The organism is Peribacillus sp. QJM3NY_7, assembly GCF_056173225.1.
This window is the reverse complement of record NZ_CM149663.1, coordinates 1,530,492-1,547,100: the sequence shown is the minus strand read 5'-3', so window position 1 is coordinate 1,547,100 and position 16,609 is coordinate 1,530,492. Positions and strand designations below refer to the sequence as shown.

The 16,609-nt window shown below is 41.4% G+C and carries 17 protein-coding genes and 1 pseudogene; 6 read left to right on the top strand and 12 right to left on the bottom strand.

Features of this window, described 5'->3' with window-relative positions; genetic code table 11:
• Entirely contained in the window at nucleotides 1–1,671 is a 1,671-nt protein-coding gene (gene rnjA / locus AC0VX1_RS07510) for a ribonuclease J1 (RefSeq protein WP_034314071.1), read from the top strand.
• Nucleotides 1,672–2,143: 472 nt separating this feature from the next.
• Here rnjA and AC0VX1_RS07505 read toward each other — a convergent pair whose 3' ends face one another.
• From AC0VX1_RS07505 to AC0VX1_RS07490, 4 genes are all read right to left on the bottom strand, one after another.
• Nucleotides 2,144–2,803 carry a potassium channel family protein gene (locus AC0VX1_RS07505; RefSeq protein ID WP_057279020.1) on the bottom strand — a complete coding sequence of 220 codons (660 nt, stop codon included), beginning with the start codon at nucleotides 2,801–2,803 and terminating at the stop codon, nucleotides 2,144–2,146.
• A gap of 61 nt (nucleotides 2,804–2,864) precedes the next feature.
• Nucleotides 2,865–3,989 carry an N-acetyldiaminopimelate deacetylase gene (locus tag AC0VX1_RS07500; protein ID WP_413023396.1) on the bottom strand — a complete coding sequence of 375 codons (1,125 nt, stop codon included), beginning with the start codon at nucleotides 3,987–3,989 and terminating at the stop codon, nucleotides 2,865–2,867.
• Between the two features lie 75 nt (nucleotides 3,990–4,064).
• Complete coding sequence (gene dapD / locus AC0VX1_RS07495; protein ID WP_034314078.1) at nucleotides 4,065–4,775, bottom strand: 2,3,4,5-tetrahydropyridine-2,6-dicarboxylate N-acetyltransferase; 711 nt, start codon at nucleotides 4,773–4,775, stop codon at nucleotides 4,065–4,067.
• A gap of 124 nt (nucleotides 4,776–4,899) precedes the next feature.
• On the bottom strand, nucleotides 4,900–5,784 hold the full coding sequence (locus AC0VX1_RS07490; RefSeq protein ID WP_034314080.1) for a LysR family transcriptional regulator: 885 nt from the start codon (nucleotides 5,782–5,784) through the stop codon (nucleotides 4,900–4,902).
• A 258-nt stretch (nucleotides 5,785–6,042) separates the two neighbouring features.
• Here AC0VX1_RS07490 and AC0VX1_RS07485 point away from each other — a divergent pair, with 258 nt between their 5' ends.
• Entirely contained in the window at nucleotides 6,043–6,369 is a 327-nt protein-coding gene (locus tag AC0VX1_RS07485; protein ID WP_475470616.1) for a TSUP family transporter, read from the top strand.
• 300 nt (nucleotides 6,370–6,669) lie between these two features.
• On the opposite strand, the gene AC0VX1_RS07480 is transcribed toward AC0VX1_RS07485, so the two are convergent.
• The 4 genes from AC0VX1_RS07480 to AC0VX1_RS07465 all read right to left on the bottom strand — a co-directional run bounded on the left by AC0VX1_RS07480 (nucleotide 6,670) and on the right by AC0VX1_RS07465 (nucleotide 9,368).
• The gene (locus AC0VX1_RS07480; protein WP_475470614.1) at nucleotides 6,670–8,184 is read right to left on the bottom strand and encodes an MDR family MFS transporter; all 1,515 of its coding nucleotides are present in this window, start codon (nucleotides 8,182–8,184) and stop codon (nucleotides 6,670–6,672) included.
• A 120-nt stretch (nucleotides 8,185–8,304) separates the two neighbouring features.
• Nucleotides 8,305–8,745, bottom strand: coding sequence for a cyclic-di-AMP-binding protein CbpB (gene cbpB, locus AC0VX1_RS07475; RefSeq protein ID WP_034314084.1), 441 nt, complete (start codon nucleotides 8,743–8,745; stop codon nucleotides 8,305–8,307).
• A gap of 120 nt (nucleotides 8,746–8,865) precedes the next feature.
• Entirely contained in the window at nucleotides 8,866–9,012 is a 147-nt protein-coding gene (locus tag AC0VX1_RS07470; RefSeq protein ID WP_094246583.1) for a hypothetical protein, read from the bottom strand.
• Between the two features lie 116 nt (nucleotides 9,013–9,128).
• A complete protein-coding gene (locus AC0VX1_RS07465; protein ID WP_034314086.1) occupies nucleotides 9,129–9,368 on the bottom strand; it encodes a YkuJ family protein in 240 nt (79 codons plus the stop codon).
• A 183-nt stretch (nucleotides 9,369–9,551) separates the two neighbouring features.
• Here AC0VX1_RS07465 and AC0VX1_RS07460 point away from each other — a divergent pair, with 183 nt between their 5' ends.
• Nucleotides 9,552–10,511 (top strand): MBL fold metallo-hydrolase, encoded by a 960-nt coding sequence (locus AC0VX1_RS07460; protein ID WP_475470611.1) that lies wholly within the window; start codon nucleotides 9,552–9,554, stop codon nucleotides 10,509–10,511.
• Between the two features lie 89 nt (nucleotides 10,512–10,600).
• A complete protein-coding gene (locus AC0VX1_RS07455; RefSeq protein WP_034314090.1) occupies nucleotides 10,601–10,834 on the top strand; it encodes a glutaredoxin family protein in 234 nt (77 codons plus the stop codon).
• A 69-nt stretch (nucleotides 10,835–10,903) separates the two neighbouring features.
• Here AC0VX1_RS07455 and AC0VX1_RS07450 read toward each other — a convergent pair whose 3' ends face one another.
• The 3 genes from AC0VX1_RS07450 to AC0VX1_RS07440 all read right to left on the bottom strand — a co-directional run bounded on the left by AC0VX1_RS07450 (nucleotide 10,904) and on the right by AC0VX1_RS07440 (nucleotide 13,073).
• Nucleotides 10,904–11,383 carry a DUF3993 domain-containing protein gene (locus AC0VX1_RS07450; protein WP_063576948.1) on the bottom strand — a complete coding sequence of 160 codons (480 nt, stop codon included), beginning with the start codon at nucleotides 11,381–11,383 and terminating at the stop codon, nucleotides 10,904–10,906.
• 182 nt (nucleotides 11,384–11,565) lie between these two features.
• The gene (locus AC0VX1_RS07445; protein WP_057279016.1) at nucleotides 11,566–11,793 is read right to left on the bottom strand and encodes a hypothetical protein; all 228 of its coding nucleotides are present in this window, start codon (nucleotides 11,791–11,793) and stop codon (nucleotides 11,566–11,568) included.
• 74 nt (nucleotides 11,794–11,867) lie between these two features.
• Nucleotides 11,868–13,073: an EAL domain-containing protein gene (locus AC0VX1_RS07440; protein WP_475470609.1), complete on the bottom strand. Its 1,206-nt coding sequence runs from the start codon at nucleotides 13,071–13,073 to the stop codon at nucleotides 11,868–11,870.
• A gap of 466 nt (nucleotides 13,074–13,539) precedes the next feature.
• Between AC0VX1_RS07440 and AC0VX1_RS07435 the strand changes: the two are divergent.
• Nucleotides 13,540–13,712: pseudogene (locus AC0VX1_RS07435) on the top strand (transposase); the annotation flags it as partial.
• Here AC0VX1_RS07435 and AC0VX1_RS07430 read toward each other — a convergent pair.
• A complete protein-coding gene (locus AC0VX1_RS07430) occupies nucleotides 13,713–15,569 on the bottom strand; it encodes an SLC13 family permease (RefSeq protein WP_063576951.1) in 1,857 nt (618 codons plus the stop codon).
• 163 nt (nucleotides 15,570–15,732) lie between these two features.
• Between AC0VX1_RS07430 and AC0VX1_RS07425 the strand changes: the two genes are divergently transcribed.
• On the top strand, nucleotides 15,733–16,596 hold the full coding sequence (locus AC0VX1_RS07425) for a metallophosphoesterase (RefSeq protein WP_475470607.1): 864 nt from the start codon (nucleotides 15,733–15,735) through the stop codon (nucleotides 16,594–16,596).
• The last annotated feature ends 13 nt before the right edge of the window (nucleotides 16,597–16,609 follow it).

The following is a 16,609-nucleotide window of genomic DNA, read 5'->3' as shown; positions in this document are numbered from 1 at the left end:
ATGAAATTCGTAAAAAACGATCAAACAGCTGTATTCGCCCTGGGCGGTTTAGGCGAAATCGGTAAGAACACATATGCTGTTCAGTTTCAAGATGAAATCATCATCATTGATGCTGGAATTAAATTTCCTGAAGATGAACTCCTCGGTATTGACTATGTGATTCCAGATTACAGCTATTTAGAGAAAAATGTAGATAAAATCAAAGGTGTCTTCATTACCCATGGTCATGAAGATCACATTGGCGGGATTCCTTATTTACTTAGAAAAGTGAATGTCCCTGTATACGGCGGGAAGCTTGCACTTGGACTGCTTCGTAATAAATTGGAAGAACACGGCCTTTTACGTCAGACAACCATGATTGAAATCAGTGAAGATGAAGTGATCAAGTTCCGGAAAACGTCCGTCTCTTTCTTCCGTACAACTCACAGTATCCCTGACTCATATGGAATCGTCGTAAAAACCCCTCCTGGACAAATTGTCCATACAGGTGATTTTAAATTCGACTTCACCCCAGTGGGTGAGCCTGCAAACCTGACCAAGATGGCTGAAATCGGTAAAGAAGGTGTATTGTGCTTACTCTCGGATAGCACAAATAGTGAAGTGCAGAACTTTACTATGTCCGAAAGCCGTGTCGGTGATACCATTCAAGACATTTTCCGCAAGGTTGACGGCCGGATTATTTTTGCAACGTTTGCATCGAACATCCATCGCCTTCAGCAAGTTGTGGAAGCAGCCGTGGCCAACGGCCGTAAAATAGCCGTTTTTGGCCGAAGCATGGATTCAGCCATATCAATCGGACAAGATCTTGGTTATATCGTAGCGCCTAAAGATACATTTATTGATGTACAGCAATTGAATCGTATGCCTGCGAATAAAGTAACCATTCTTTGTACAGGCAGCCAAGGTGAACCAATGGCAGCACTGTCGCGCATAGCGAACGGCACTCACCGTCAAATTCAAATCATCCCTGGTGATACGGTAGTATTTTCATCTTCACCCATCCCAGGTAACACAATCAGTGTTTCCAGAACGATCAATCAATTATATCGTGCAGGAGCAGACGTCATTTCAGGTCCTCTGAATGACATTCATACTTCAGGACATGGCGGACAGCAGGAACAAAAGCTTATGCTCCGTTTGATAAAACCAAAATTCTTCATGCCAATCCACGGTGAATACCGTATGCAAAAACTGCATGCCCGCCATGCAGTCGATTGTGGCGTTCCTGAAGAAAATTGCTTTATCATGGATAATGGCGAAGTTCTTTCCTTAAGTGAGAACACAGCTCAAATCGCTGGTAAAATCCCTTCAGGTTCGGTTTATATCGATGGAAGCGGCATTGGGGATATCGGTAATATCGTTCTCCGTGATCGTCGGATTCTTTCCGAGGAAGGCCTTGTCGTTGTTGTGGTCAGCATCAATATGAAGGAATTCAAAATTGCATCCGGTCCTGACATCATCTCACGCGGATTTGTTTATATGAGAGAATCAGGAGACCTTATCAGCGATGCTCAATCCTTGATCACAAAGCATTTAAATAAGGTGATGGATCGCAAAACTACTCAATGGTCTGAAATCAAAAATGAAATTACAGACACTCTATCTCCATTCCTATATGAAAAAACGAAACGCCGTCCGATGATCCTGCCGATCATCATGGAAGTGCAATAAATAATAGAAGCCCAGCCATCATTTGGCTGGGCTATTTTTGTTTAGGTTTGTAAATCCCCCCACCTTGAATTCCACTCCAGGCACTCACTTTCCCCGGCGCCTTAGAAGCCTGTGGGGCTCCCTTACACGTCTACCGCAGGATCTCGAATACCCGCTCCAATCAATTTTCTTTTAAAAGTTAGATAGAACTCCTTTTGTCAACAGTCTTTCTTGTTTTAAAAATGGAAAGCTTCCGAAAGTAAACGGATAAGAAGCCTATTTTTGTTGATTCCACACTGTCGAAGTGCCGGAAACACGAGTTTATCATGTACGCAAAAATAAAAAGGGAATTGAAAAATTGTCGATGCAAGCTATTCTCTATAACTCCTTAAGATCCAATTAAAAAACAAAAAGGTTTCGGAATGAGGCCATTCCGAAACCTTTTTGTTTTTCCTTTGATAAAAGCGCTGCTCGATTTTAGCAGGACGCTTACTTATTCCACAATTTTTTTTTCAAAGCGATTGATGTCCGAATCCGCGCCGATGACGATCAATATATCACCTTTATGTATTAAATCGCTCGCTTGTGGGGAAACATTAATTTCGTTCCCTCTTTTGATTGCGACTATATTCAGTCCATAGTGGGCACGGATATCAAGGTCAATTATCGAGTTTCCATTCATCTTTTGGCTTGCAACAATTTCGACGATGGAGTGTTCATCAGAAAGCTCCAAATAATCGAGAATATTATTGGAGACGATATTATGGGCAATCCTTCTCCCCATATCCCGTTCGGGGTGCACGACATAGTCGGCCCCGATTTTACGAAGAACCTTCTCGTGATAATCATTTTGCGCTTTAACCGTAACATTTCCGACACCCAATTCCTTAAGCATGAGAGTCGTCAATATACTGGCTTGAATATTCTCGCCAATCGCTACAATGACGTGATCAAAATTTCGAATCCCTATATTCCTTAGTACATTTTCATCTGTCGTATCCCCTACTACGGCATGTGAAGCTATTCTGGCAAATTCATTCACTCGATCTTCGTCGGCATCGATAGCCAGAACCCCTAATCCTTCTTCAGCTAATGTCTTGACTATGCTGCCGCCAAAACGGCCAAGTCCAATCACCGCAAATTCTTTTTTCACAATAAGCCCTCCAACGTCATTCGTTCTTTCTTTAGAGCATGTGCTGCACTGAAAATCATTTTTATGCTTCGCTTCCTTTAAACGTTATATAATCCGTTAAGTGATCGATCGCGAGTTCAATGGCTTTTTCGTCCGGGCTTAACTTGGCGTGATGCAATCCGTATTCCGATGAAACCCCCAGCCAGAACATGAATCCTGGGATCTCCTTTAACATATAACCAAAATCTTCGCCAGTCATTGCTTCAGTACATTCATGCAAATGAACAGCAGCTGACTTCTCTGTGAATTCCATGAATTCCCGGGTCAACCGCTCTTCATTATATACCTGGTGATACATCGCGCCATAGTCGATTTCAGCCAAGCACTCATATCCTACTTGTATACCATCCACAAGCGCTTTTATCCTAGACTTGACCTTTACCATTGATTCGGGGTTAAGAGTGCGTATTGTGCCCTCTAACCGCGCTCTCTCCGCAATAATGTTTTGAACGGTGCCTCCAGTAATCTTCCCAACTGTAATGACAGCTGAATCTAGCGGATTGACATTCCTGGAAACGATTGTTTGAAGCTGCCCTACAAGCGAGCAGGCCGCAATGACCATATCATTTGTTTCGTGCGGATAGGCTGCATGTCCTCCTTTCCCCCTCAAATCGATGAATAATTCAGATGTATTGGCAAATAGAAGCCCTTCTTTAACGGCAATCGTCCCAACTGGATACTCCGGAGCAATATGTAAAGCAAGAATCATATCAGGCTTCCATTTTTTCATCGTTTCCGATTTAAGCATTGGTTCAGCTCCGCCAGGACCCTCTTCTGCAGGCTGGAAGATGAATAGCAAGTCATCATCGATCGGATTTTCCGTGAAATATGTCAATAATCCCAAACCTATGCTCATATGAAAATCATGACCGCAGGCATGCATATATTCCTCGTGGTTGGATGCAAACGGCAATCCGGTTTCCTCTTTTATCGGCAAACCGTCTATATCAGCCCTGTAGCCAATGGTTTTTCGCGGGTTCATTCCCTTCACTTTCACGAATATCCCAGTTCGCCATGTTTCTATTTCCATTCGCTCCTGGGCCAAATTCGTTATGTAATTCAGTAGGTATTGCTGCGTCTTGAATTCTTTGAACCCTATCTCCGGTATTTGATGCAGATCACGCCGGATCTTGGCAAAAGGGTTTATTTTCACATTATTCCCTCCCTATACAGAAAGCGTGGATATAGTTATCCACGCTTCAGGCAATATTCACTAAAGAAATTAAAGTTGACGAAGTTCTTGCATGATTTCTGTTTTTGATTTTGTTTTTTCGTCAATTTGTTTAATGACCCTCGCCGGGATACCAGCAGCCACGGAATATGGAGGAACGTCTTTCGTTACGACGGCACCAGCAGCGACAACGGAACCTTCTCCGATTTTGACACCTTCCAGTACGACCGCATTGGCTCCGATCAATACATCATCTTCCAAAATGACCGGCTGTGCGGAAGGCGGCTCGATGACACCTGCTAAAACGGCACCAGCACCTACGTGACAGTTTTTGCCCACTGTTGCACGTCCGCCCAGTATTGCGTTCATGTCGATCATTGTACCCTCACCGATGACAGATCCAATATTGATTGATGCACCCATCATGATGACTGCGTTATCTCCAATGGAAACTTGGTCACGGATTATTGCGCCTGGCTCGATACGGGCTTTGATGCCTTTTAGATCCAATAAAGGAATGGCAGAGTTACGACGATCATTTTCAACTACATAATCCTCGATTTTTGTTCCTGCTGCCTTGATCGCTTCTTCGATTTCAGACCACTCACCGAATACAACCCCTGTATTTCCTGTTATGAAAGTTTTAGAAGCTGGACCAAAATCCAGGCCTTCTAAATCGCCTTTGACATATACCTTTACAGGTGTGGATTTTTTACTATTCGAGATAAAAGAAATAATTTCGTTTGCATCCATTTTATTCATTCCGGGTAAACCTCCTAAATATGTATCATTACTCGTTTTAAATTTACCAGACAACAGCCGGCAAGACAAGTTGAATGTCACTCATATATATTATTCTGCCCTATTGACATTTTCGTCGGCGGACCTATAACATTCCTTGGTCGCGAATATGCTCTTTAACCACTTCCGTGAATGCCTGGACTTGCTTTAACTGGAAGGCAGATTCATAGCCGCAAAGCCATGTATCACGTTCTATGGAGTGGTTATGCCCATCCAGTAGAGGGATTTTAAAAACATTCGTATCTTTATCATGTAAAGTGATGGCTGGCAGGATCGCATATCCAATACCATTAAACACCATTTGTTTGCATGTTTCGATTTGATCAACGACTATGGTGTTTTTTGGTGTCGTTTGAAATTGCCGATGCCACCAATCTTGAATTTCCTGATAATAATTCGAATCGCTCTTAAACTGAATGAATGGACGGTCCGTTTCGAACACTTGATTCAGTTCCTTCATTTCAGTATCCACCAAATACAGCATATCCGTGAATAAATGCTGTTTTACGCCTTTCCAATCCGGTGCTCCCCTTATGATGCCAATATGCACTTGCCCTTCATACAAAGACTTTAAAATCTCACTGCTCCAGCCAGTGATCAAGGAAATTTTTGCATACGGATATTTTCGGACGAACTTTTTCAATACTTGCGGCAGCCAATTTTGACCGACAATCGAGGCACAGGCTATTTTCAAAGTGCCATATACTTCATGGTCCATGGCTTGAATACTTTCCCTGACCTTCTCTTCTTTTTCTATAACCTCATTGGCCAAACGAATTACCGCTTCACCTGCAGGCGTCAGTGACAGCCCTTTTTGTGAACGCAGAAACAGTTTCGACCCCCAATCCTTTTCTATTGATTGTAAACGCTGGGATAAAGCCGGCTGGGAAACGAACAACCGCTCAGCTGCTTTTCTCATATTCATTTCCTGAGCAAGCACTGATAATAAATGAAATTCTGAAAATGACATACACACCAACCTCTTGATAATTAAATCTTATCATGATGATTTAATTTATTTAAATTTTATTATCAACAAAGTCCGCTTATAATACAAGAGAAAAGGAACGGAGTGAATATCCTTTGACGATCATTTTATTGCTTGCCATCAGTTTTGCAGCATCCTTTGTCGGGACATTGGCCGGGAGCGGCGGTCTCATCGGCATGCCGTCCCTTCTTTTGATAGGCCCACCCATTCACCAGGTTATTGGATCAGTCAAATTCCCCAATGTTTTCTTCTTTTTCTAGCTTTTATATTTTACTCAAGAAAAAGCAGCTAAAATTGAAGGATGCCCTCCAGTTAATCCCATTTGCCCTTTTTGGTGGCTTATGCGGCGGTCTGCTTGCTAATTCATTCTCCGAGAAGGCAATGAATTTGTTAGCCATCTGCCTTTTGACTGTCGCTTTGATCATGAATTTCATCAAAAAACCGCAACCTTCCGATGAAACGGATTGGCATCTCCCAAAAAAAGTTTATCCATCCTATTCGGAATCAGTGTCTATAACGGAATGTTCGGACCAGGACAGGCGACCATGCTCATGTATACCTTTTTAAGAAATGGCGCACCTACCTTCAATCCCTGGCCTTTACTAGATTCCAAACTTTCATTAGCTGTACAGCTGCATTCATTACCTATTCATGGCCGGTAAATTGGATTGCCATTTATTACACGTTCGGTTCCCTGATCGGATCACGGCTGGCCTTGAAAGTGGCTCAAAAAATCTCCACTGGACAGTTGAGATTCATTTTACATTCGGTAACGATCGCATTATCGATTCAATTGGTCATCAGAGTTGCATTTCCTTTAAACAAAGGCAAACTACATTAACGAGTCTGCCTTTTTCCTATGCCTTCTTATTCTTCCTTATTCTTTCTTAGTCTCGTTAGAAACAGGAAGCTGATTACAGAGAAGACTAGAACAATGAGATAAATCGTCTGTAAAGACAATGTAAGTCCTTCCTGTAAAACATTTACCACATTTTCAGGAAGCGACGTGCGTTCTTCACTGTTCAACAATTTATTTGCCGTATCTATCGTCACTCCCGATCCGACCGGCGCATGCTCGTTCAGATAAGCGTGAAGTCTCATATTCATGATTCCTCCAAGTAATGCAGCACCTACAGTATTTCCTAAATTACGCATGAACATATTGGAAGCTGTCGCAATACCCCTTCGTTCCCAGCTGACGGTTTTTTGAATGACGACAATGAATGAAGTAGAAGTCAAGCCCATGCCTACACCGACAAAGAAGGATCCCATGGCGGCAATAATGGGCCCAGCTTCCGGCTTCATCCATACTAGGATCAGACTCCCAAGGATCAATGAGCACCCTCCAAGAAGGGAGGTTGATTTAAATCCTATTTTCAACAATAACTTGCCTGACACCATAGATGCGATCGGCCAGCCAATTGACATAGCTGTCAATGTAAAACCAGCTACCGTAGGCGAGCGCTCCATCACGCCCTGAACGAATGTGGGGAGGAAACTTGATAATCCAATCATCATCACCCCTGTCGTCAAGGATACTAGGTTCGCAATCAGAATGGAACGCTCCTGCCAGATTTCAAATGGCATCATCGGTTCGGCTGCTTTCTTTTCCTGAAGAATGAATAGGATAAAGGTGATGATGGCCACTAATGCCAGGGATATGACCGGTGCTGAAGTCCATGACCATTTCACTCCTCCTTCTACGAGCAGCACCATAAGAGTGGATATGGACAATGTCAATAGCGTAGCACCTAGGTAATCGATATCACGTTTTTTCTTTTCGATATTTTCATGAAGGAATAACCAAATTCCAATAAAAGATAGTACGCCCAAAGGAATATTGACCCAAAAGACAAGTTTCCAAGTCAGGGATTCAACGAGCAAGCCGCCCAATGCTGGTCCCATTACCGCAGAAATGCCCCAAACGCTCGAAAGATACCCTTGAACGCGTGCCCTCTCTTCATTTTTATAGATATCACCAATAATGGTCGAGGCTACAGGCGCTACAGCTCCCGCCCCAAAACCTTGTACAAAGCGATAAATGATGAGTTCCGTCATTGAATTGGCAAAGCCGCAAAGAATGGAGCCGATTAAAAAGACAACGATTCCAAATAATAAGACGGGTTTTCTCCCGAGTATGTCCGATAGCTTTCCGTAGATTAAAACTGTTACGGCGTTCATTAACAAATAGCCTGAAAACACCCAGCTGTATAGTGAAAAACCACCTAAATCACTTACAATGGCCGGCATTGCCGTCGAAACGATCGTTCCTTCAATAGCATTCATAAACATCGCTAACATGATGGCAGCCAATATGAAGGGACGTTTCAATTTTTTATTCTGCACGTTTGCACTATCCATTGCATGGCCCAATTTTTGCATCCTCTCCTAATAGATCCTACCTGTTAATAGACTTCACCACTAACTGGATCAAATATGTAAAAAAACAAGAAAACTCGCCAACTGGCGAGTCTTGGGGTTAACCGTCATTTTATGCCTTGCTTATTTATCAGGTGTATTTTGTTTAAATACTTTTTTCAAGATTGCCCTTCTTGTTAAGATGCCTTCAAATACATGTTCGTCATTCTCCACACAGACAAACGGATGATCAATCAACAATTCCACACCCTTGGTCAATGTATCTTCAATATGCAGGCGAGGTATTTCTATATTCATTATTTCGGAAACTTTTTTATGCTCAAGATTATCAAATTCAATTCGTTCCAGTCCCAAGATTGAATCGAGAATGACTGGTGTGCTAATTAAACCATGCAGTTTATACATCGGATCTAACACAGGAATGGCCGTATAACCGCTCTTTGTTAATACCAATAGTGCATGTTCTAAGTTATTGGTTACCTGCACGTGGGCCACGCGTTCAGAAGAAATCATTAAATCTTTAACGCTGGATTCCAATAAATCCCCATCATGAGTACCGATCATGTTAAAACCCCTTACCATATGTTTTTATAAACAGCTCTTTCTATAGTTTAACATATGTAAGCAGAAAAGGCTCATTCCTAGACCAATAAAATCCCAATTGGCGGGATTCGTGAGAGACCCTTAGCCCTTACTAGTTTTGATGTTAACCTGTTTAAAACCGCATTCCGGGCATTGATAAATCACATTTTGGTTGGATTGTGCCGTTAATACATTTTCCATTTCCCTTTCCTCACCGCATTCCGGGCATATTACCATCGGATTTTTCATTTACATCCCTCCAACTAATAAGATGTCGTAAAAATCACTACTTCATTCAGTAAAAATTGACCGGTTTTTCACAATAAAAAAGCCGCTTCCAATGGAAGGCGGCTTTTTGTGTTTTTTTAAGATTGAAGAAGATCAAAGATTTCAATGGTAATCATATCAATATTATCAAATTGATATTTTGATGATTTCCCTTTATCACTGTATACTTCAAGCTCGAACATTTCTGTTTTGCTGAAATATGTAACCTGGCACTTTTTCACACCATCTATTTCAAAAAAACGTTGAGCAGATTCAGATTCCTTCGCTTGCTCTTGAAGACTTTTCAATCTGGTAAGGATGCCCTGTAATTGAGACATACTCCCTCTCCTTTCTGAATAAAACCTTTTCGATAGGTTTCACTATACCATACTTTTCTATCCAGTAGCCACGCGGAAATAAATTCAGAATAATTTAAAACTTCATTCTTTACATGGCACTATTAACAGAATAAAATAAGGAATGGATTTTGTACATGAAAAATTTTCTGGGGGTAGATTCTGTTGCAAAACATTAGTGAGCTTGGTTTTCGAATTTCATTGATTGATGGTTTTGATTTGGATAGAAGAAATCGTACAGGAACATATGTAATTGCCGATGAGGACATCACCTTAGTCGAAACTTCCGCCAGCCCTTCCATCCCCCACTTAATGAAGGGGCTCGAACATTTGGGAATCGCCCTCGAAGATATTACATATATCATTCTTACCCATATTCATTTGGACCATGCAGGTGGAGCTGGACTTTTTTTACAGCATTGTCCGAATGCCAAAGTGATCGTCCACCCAAAAGGCGCAAGGCATCTAGAAGATCCAACGCGTTTGATCGCTGGGGCTAAAGCAGTCTATGGTGAAGAATTCAACAAGCTTTTCGATCCGATATTACCTATACCTTTTGAAAGAATGCTGATTAAACAAGATAGGGAATCCCTAAAAACAAGTGATACTTCCACGTTGACCTTTTATGATACGCCAGGACACGCGAACCATCATTTAAGCATATACGATTCGGTTTCAAAAGGGATGTTTTCAGGTGACACCGTAGGCATCTATTATCGTGAACTCGATGAAGAAAGTTTGGAATTTTACTTACCGTCCACATCGCCAAACCAATTTAATCCCGACGCGATGCTTGCTGCAGCGGAATTGTATGAAAGCATTGGCGTCGAACGTATATATTTTGGCCATTACGGCGTATCGGAAAACCCTAAGGAAGTATATAAACAACTTCATTACTGGCTGCCTAAATTTGTGGAGACTGCCAAATCGGCATATAGGGAATATGCTAGCTTCGAGGATCAAGTGGCAGCAACCAGTAAAAATATTTTCACGGAAGTCGCTGTTCATTTAGGCGAAAAAGGAATCACTGCTGATCATCCAGTTTTTGAAATCATTGCCATGGACTTGAACGTTTGTTCCATGGGATTGATAGACTATCTTGTAAAACAGGAGAAAGATCGGTAAAACGATCCTTGAGGTTTATCCCTATTCAAATGTCTTGGCATTCTCTATAATGAAAAAGTACCTTACTAAAGCATATATGGAGGAATAAGATGAAAGACGTTACACTCTATACCCAACCTGATTGCCCTCCCTGCAAAATCATGAAAATGTTCTTTGATGATAATAATATAGTATACAAAGAAAAAGATATTAAAGCAGATGGGCATGCACGTAAAGAACTAACCAATAAATATGGGGCTTATTCCACACCAACGGTCGTCATCGATGGGAAAGCCATTATTGGTTTTGAATTGGACGAAATAAAAAAGGAATTGAATATATAATAAAAAGTCTAGAGAAGGCTGTGGCCTTCTCTAGCTTTTTCATTTCAGCTTCCTTTAAAATCACCCATTCTATTTTCTGTTTTCATACTTTACATCCTTTACCTTCCAAGCGCCATTTTCCTTTTTCAAAGTAACTGCTTCTACATGTTTTTCCATCGAAACAGGTCCGTCCCCATTGTCCTGGAATTCTTCCTGAACATAAATGACATCACCTTTTTTCCCATATACAATTTCCGTATTCTTATCGTAACTGAAGAAAGGGATATAATACGGAGCGAAATCTGAACCAAATGCGGTATAACCGCCATCGACTTTCACTACATTCGCTTGGACGAACTTCTCGATGAAATCACCAGTGAAATGTTTTTCCAACTTCCCTTCAATCGCTTCCTTAGAACGTACTTCCTCACTGATCGAAACCTGATTCTCCATGGCATCATGTATTAAAGATAGTACTTCCTCTCTATGTAAGCCCTCCGCTGAAGCAGTGACCCCCCCACTTAAAAATAAAAGGACGCTGGCAAGACATGCAACTAAATATTTACTCATTACAATCATCTCCTCGTTATAGAATTTCTCCTAATGATTCGGATTTTTTGCCTATGTCTTTCAATACCCGTCCAGATCAAAGCCAAACTACAAAATAACATTCTCCGTTAGACCTTGAAACCATCGCCCATTTTTCACAATAAAAAAGAAGATTTCATGATATTGAAATCTTCTTCTTACAACTATCGAAAAGCATAGTAAAAAATAAAACCGGCAACCAAAATCGTCCCAATAAAAAGAGAAACGAATATCGGGTTCTTTAAATAAGGATGTTCCTTAACTGAATCATCGATAGTCGAATCATAACCGGCTTTCACTTTCTGTGCCCTTGCTACAGAATAAGTATAAAAGAGCAGATATAACGCCATGACTGTAACGATAATGATTAGAATCCAGATGTACGTGCTCAAAATATGTCTCCTCCAAGCGCATCATTTCTGCTTATCGTTACACATTTAAAGCGATTATATTCATGAATCGTTTTTTATAATAGTGCTTCATTTTCATATAAATAACTATAAGAAAGATCACAGAAAATATATTCCTTATTATTCAGTGGATAGGAAAAGGTCCGAATGGTTTCCCCCGTTTCAATATCACTGTATAAATCGGATAACCTTCCTTTTTTCTCGTTACGCATCTTTACAATATTTTCGAGGAAATAAGGTCTCCAGCTCCAATTTTTATTCATATAACTCGGTTGGACCATCCATTGTCCGTCCTTATGGAGGATATTGGGGGATTTTTGATACCCCGCTTCATCACATATATAAAGACGAAAACATATTGAATCCAATTTTTTCGCCAAAACTCCGAGAAACTCTTCATGGGAGCCGGCCCGCTTGTGCTGTTTTAAGAAGTTATGCATATTCTCGTTGAATTGCAAAGTCTTTTGATAAACGGCTTCAAGCTTCTTGGTCTCTAAAGAAATGAAGGACTGGCATTCTTGATGGAATTTTTCACGAAGTAAATCTTTATTAATGAATTCGCCTTCCGGTTTCGCCAAGAAATACCCTTGATAATATCGTCCCCCATTCTTCCATGCAAAGCGAAGCTGGTATTCGGACTCAATGTTCTCAAATAGTAAGTTGGCGCCGATTTTACGTGCTAGCATGCTTAAAGAAAACAGGATGACCTGATAGGCATCCCCACCTGAGATGCGGAGCTGGTCCAGGTTAACTTTTAAAATATTCGGAGAAATCTGTGCGATTCGGTCCAGTTGCGTATCTTGTCCTAAATGATCTAAAGCTATCTTAATCCCATATGTTTTAAAGTAAGCAAGCACATGCTGCAGAGGATCTATGTTTTCCGAACTGATCGTGTCTGATAATTCCAAAACGATCCGGTGCATTTCCTCCGGTTGAAAATGACGGTGTAAAATCTCCATGAATTCTTCGCCATGATCCAGCATAAGCAAATTAGGATCTCTGTTGATAAAGATAAGAAAATCTTCACCATAGTCCTTTATTCTCTCCAAGGCAATTTCAAGTACGTAATTATCCACTTCCACCCTATACTCTTCCGGCACTGCAGAATCGTGAAAAAATGGGCCAAGGCTTTTATATTCAGATTGTTCCTCATAGCGCCCTAGAATTTCATACCCGATTACCTGATGTTGATCTGCACTGAAAATCGGTTGAAAGAATGGTGTCACCCTGTCTAAATTCTTTAATATCTTTTCTGTATCCATGATGCATCTTCCCCCTAATTACGAAAACACCAATATGCCAAAATTATACCATTAGTTTCTTGCATTGATAATAAATAATTTTAATTCCTACTGCATAACTCTTTTTTCAATACACTAAAATTCCCCATTCATCCTATCGTTTTGAAAAGAAATACATTGAAAAGGCACTGTCCGGAACAATGCCTACCATTTTTTATGGTTTGTAAATGAACGCTGATTTCCTCTCCAGGCACTCGCTTTCCGCAGGCGGTCCGGGAGCCTCCTCGGCGTCTTTGCGCCTGCGGGGTCTCCCCTGGCCTCGCTTTTCACGCAGGAGTCTCGAACACCCGCTCCAATCAACTTTCTTTAACTTTTAGATAGAACCCTTTGCCTAAAGTCTTCATGGTTTTAAATAGAATTAATAAAACTAGATATGACAGGATGCATATCTGTGTCATCATCAAGATATAAAACCTATATATGCTAACGTAAAGAAACGATTGAGCTTGTATCCGCAGATGCAAAAGAAAAGCATGGTATGCATTGAATACTTTAAGGGGACTTAAAAAATTGTCGATTGCTGCGATGCTTACTTTCGCTGCGATTAATTTAAAGAAACCGAAGGCATTGTCCATAAATGGAACAATGCCTTCAGTCTGATCAAAAAGGGAAGAACCATGGTATCGTAATCACCATGATAACGCCAATGAAAATCTGTATGGATATCCCGATCATGATAAAATCTTTATGCTTGTAATCACCTGCCGTCATGACAAGCGCGTTGGTAGTGGCAACCCTTGGAGTGGATAACGCCAAACTGCCAGCAACGGCAAGGCATAGAAACACAGGAAGTGGATCGATTCCTTGATTAACCGCAGATGTCAGGGCGATGGGCGTCATGATAACCGTCGCGGCTCCATACGGGATGAATTGGCTCAGGATCAGTGTCAGGAGGTAAAAGACCGCTAAAATGCCGTGTGCTCCGATATTACTGAATAAAACGGCAAGCCAATCACTTATCATTCTCACTCCACCCGTATTATCCAATGCAGCCGTAATTCCGAACATGGCGGCTATCAATAGCACAGGTTCCCAGTTAATCTTTTGGTAAGCATCCTCCATTGAACGGACACAGCCAGTAACCACCATCAACAATGCAGCCGTCAATACCGACAGTACAGCAGGGACGGATTCCATCGATAAAAGAATGACCATCAAAGCAGTGATTCCCAAGGCAATCCACGCTTTGCCCTTGGAATTCACCGGAGAGCCATCTTCTGATGTACTCCCAATAACGATGACATCCTGCAAATCCGAGGAAATCCTTTCAATGTTCTCCCATTCTCCATGTATCAGGATTGCATCCCCCGGTTTCAGGCGTTCCGTTCCGACATCCGCTTGAATATATTCGCCATTCCGATTGATTGCCAGTACATTACATTGGTATTTCTCACGAAAATGGACATCTATCAAAGTTTGATTTTCATAATCCGAATTCGGGACGATCAATATTTCCGTCAATCCAAATCTACTGCTAAGAAAATGTTTCTTTATTTGTTCGGTATTGAAATGTTTAAATTCCAGTTCATAGTTAAGTGCCAATCTCTCAACTGCCTCTTCTTCTCCAAACACCAAAATGATATCTTCAGGGTGAAGAACCTCATCCGCCCTGGCTGAAATCGTCTGCTGCCTTTGCAACAGCGGCAGTTGCTTATCCTTTGGCTTCCGCTGGATTTCAATTAAAGTCAATTCATACTGAATAGGAAGCTGGAGGTCCGACAGCCTTTCCCCAACAATATCGGAAGTAGCGGGTATATGCAGATAATGCAATCGGTCATATACTTTGTACATGCCGGCAAGCTCCCCTGCCGACAGTCCCTTTACACTATTGTTCGCTGCAATGGTCTTCTCGGGAAGCAACAGGCGTCCGAGTGTCAACATGAAGAATAACCCTGCTGCAAAGGCGACTAAGCCCACAGGTGTAAAGTCAAAAAATGATAAATTCCCTATTCCATTTTGCCGTAATACATCAGCGACGATCATATTGGAGGGAGTACCCGTAAGTGTTAATAGCCCTCCAATACTGCTTGCATAGGCAAGGGGCAATAAATACCTTGTCGGACTTGTTTTTTGTTGTAAGGCCATGCTCATGACGAGCGGCAGCAGTATGGAAACAATTCCAGTTCCGCTTAAAAAAGCACTTAATATTCCTGCTGTCAGCATGACGATAAGCAGCGATTTCCATTCACTGCCCCCACATAAACCCAACAACTTGTTTCCTGCCTTTTCCACGATTCCTGTATTTAACAGGCCGGCACCGACTATGAATAGCCCAGCCAGCATGATGACCACTTGATTCGCAAAACCGGCCACTAGTTCATCCAATGAAAGAATCCCCAGTAACCCAAGAATGGATAGCGCACTAAGTGCAATTAAATCTGCTCGAAATTTTCCTTGTATAAAAAGCGCAATCGCGCATAGAAGTATAATCAGTGTAATAAACATTGGTTCGGTCATCATGTTACCTCCGTATAGATGTTCAATTTCAAACCGGATACGGTTTCATCAAACCCCAGTTTACATGTTTTTCATAAGCTTATAGAAGATATTTTCTTCAATTTATGTATATTGTTTGTTAGTATGAGGAAGTAACATTTTTATATTAGATAGGTTGATTAATTTGAATAAACCCATTTCCAGAAGAACATTCTTAAAGAAAAGTCTTGGTACTTTGGCTACCTTAACCGGTTTAGGTATTGGCGGAAACTTTTATGCCCATAATTTGGAGCCGAAATGGTTGGAAACCAAGCATAAAATCATCACCAATCCGCTTATCCCAAAAGGTTTTCATGGCATGAAAATGGTCCAATTCAGCGATACGCATTTAGGCTTTCAATTTCAGCTTAAGGATTTACAAGCAATTGTCAATAAGATAAACGAACTGGACCCTGATGTTATTTTATTTACTGGAGATTTAATGGACCAGCCTAATAAATACAAGGCTCACCAAAAAATCCCTCTCGTTTTGAATCAGCTCAAAGCGCCGCTTGGAAAATTCAGCATCTACGGTAACCATGATCATGGGGGATATGGCTCAGAAATTTACAGCGATATCATGGAAAAATCCCATTTTACCATGTTGCAAAATACCTCAGCTAAGATAACCTTATTAACGGCTGAAGAAATAATCATTGCCGGTGTTGATGATGCCATGCTAGGAAAGCCGGATTTTGAAAAAGCCCTTTTCGGCATCCCGAAAGAAGTGTTCACCATCATGCTTTCACATGCCCCTGACCTTGCCGACATATCAAGGACTTACGACATCCAGTATCAAATAAGCGGTCACAGTCATGGAGGTCAAGTGCAAATCCCCTTCGCCGGTGCCCTGGTAACTCCCCCATACGCTGAAAAGTACCGGGAAGGCACATATGAAATCGATTCATTAACGTTACATGTTAATCGAGGCCTTGGCACTACCCGTCTCCCCTATCGTTTTCTTTCACGTCCGGAGTTAACTGTTTACGAATTCCAAGCCGAAAAATGATAGAAAAAGAACA

What these genes read in the sequence shown, in the direction of transcription:
- AC0VX1_RS07455 (WP_034314090.1), top strand. Translation starts at nt 10,601, where the DNA reads ATGAAAGACGTTACACTCTATACCCAACCTGATTGCCCTCCCTGCAAA.
- AC0VX1_RS07470 (WP_094246583.1), bottom strand. Translation starts at nt 9,012, where the DNA reads ATGAAAAATCCGATGGTAATATGCCCGGAATGCGGTGAGGAAAGGGAA.
- AC0VX1_RS07485 (WP_475470616.1), top strand. Translation starts at nt 6,043, where the DNA reads ATGTTTTCTTCTTTTTCTAGCTTTTATATTTTACTCAAGAAAAAGCAG.
- AC0VX1_RS07465 (WP_034314086.1), bottom strand. Translation starts at nt 9,368, where the DNA reads ATGTCTCAATTACAGGGCATCCTTACCAGATTGAAAAGTCTTCAAGAG.
- AC0VX1_RS07450 (WP_063576948.1), bottom strand. Translation starts at nt 11,383, where the DNA reads ATGAGTAAATATTTAGTTGCATGTCTTGCCAGCGTCCTTTTATTTTTA.
- AC0VX1_RS07430 (WP_063576951.1), bottom strand. Translation starts at nt 15,569, where the DNA reads ATGACCGAACCAATGTTTATTACACTGATTATACTTCTATGCGCGATT.
- dapD (WP_034314078.1), bottom strand. Translation starts at nt 4,775, where the DNA reads ATGAATAAAATGGATGCAAACGAAATTATTTCTTTTATCTCGAATAGT.
- AC0VX1_RS07490 (WP_034314080.1), bottom strand. Translation starts at nt 5,784, where the DNA reads ATGTCATTTTCAGAATTTCATTTATTATCAGTGCTTGCTCAGGAAATG.
- AC0VX1_RS07480 (WP_475470614.1), bottom strand. Translation starts at nt 8,184, where the DNA reads ATGCAAAAATTGGGCCATGCAATGGATAGTGCAAACGTGCAGAATAAA.
- AC0VX1_RS07440 (WP_475470609.1), bottom strand. Translation starts at nt 13,073, where the DNA reads ATGGATACAGAAAAGATATTAAAGAATTTAGACAGGGTGACACCATTC.
- rnjA (WP_034314071.1), top strand. Translation starts at nt 1, where the DNA reads ATGAAATTCGTAAAAAACGATCAAACAGCTGTATTCGCCCTGGGCGGT.
- cbpB (WP_034314084.1), bottom strand. Translation starts at nt 8,745, where the DNA reads ATGATCGGTACTCATGATGGGGATTTATTGGAATCCAGCGTTAAAGAT.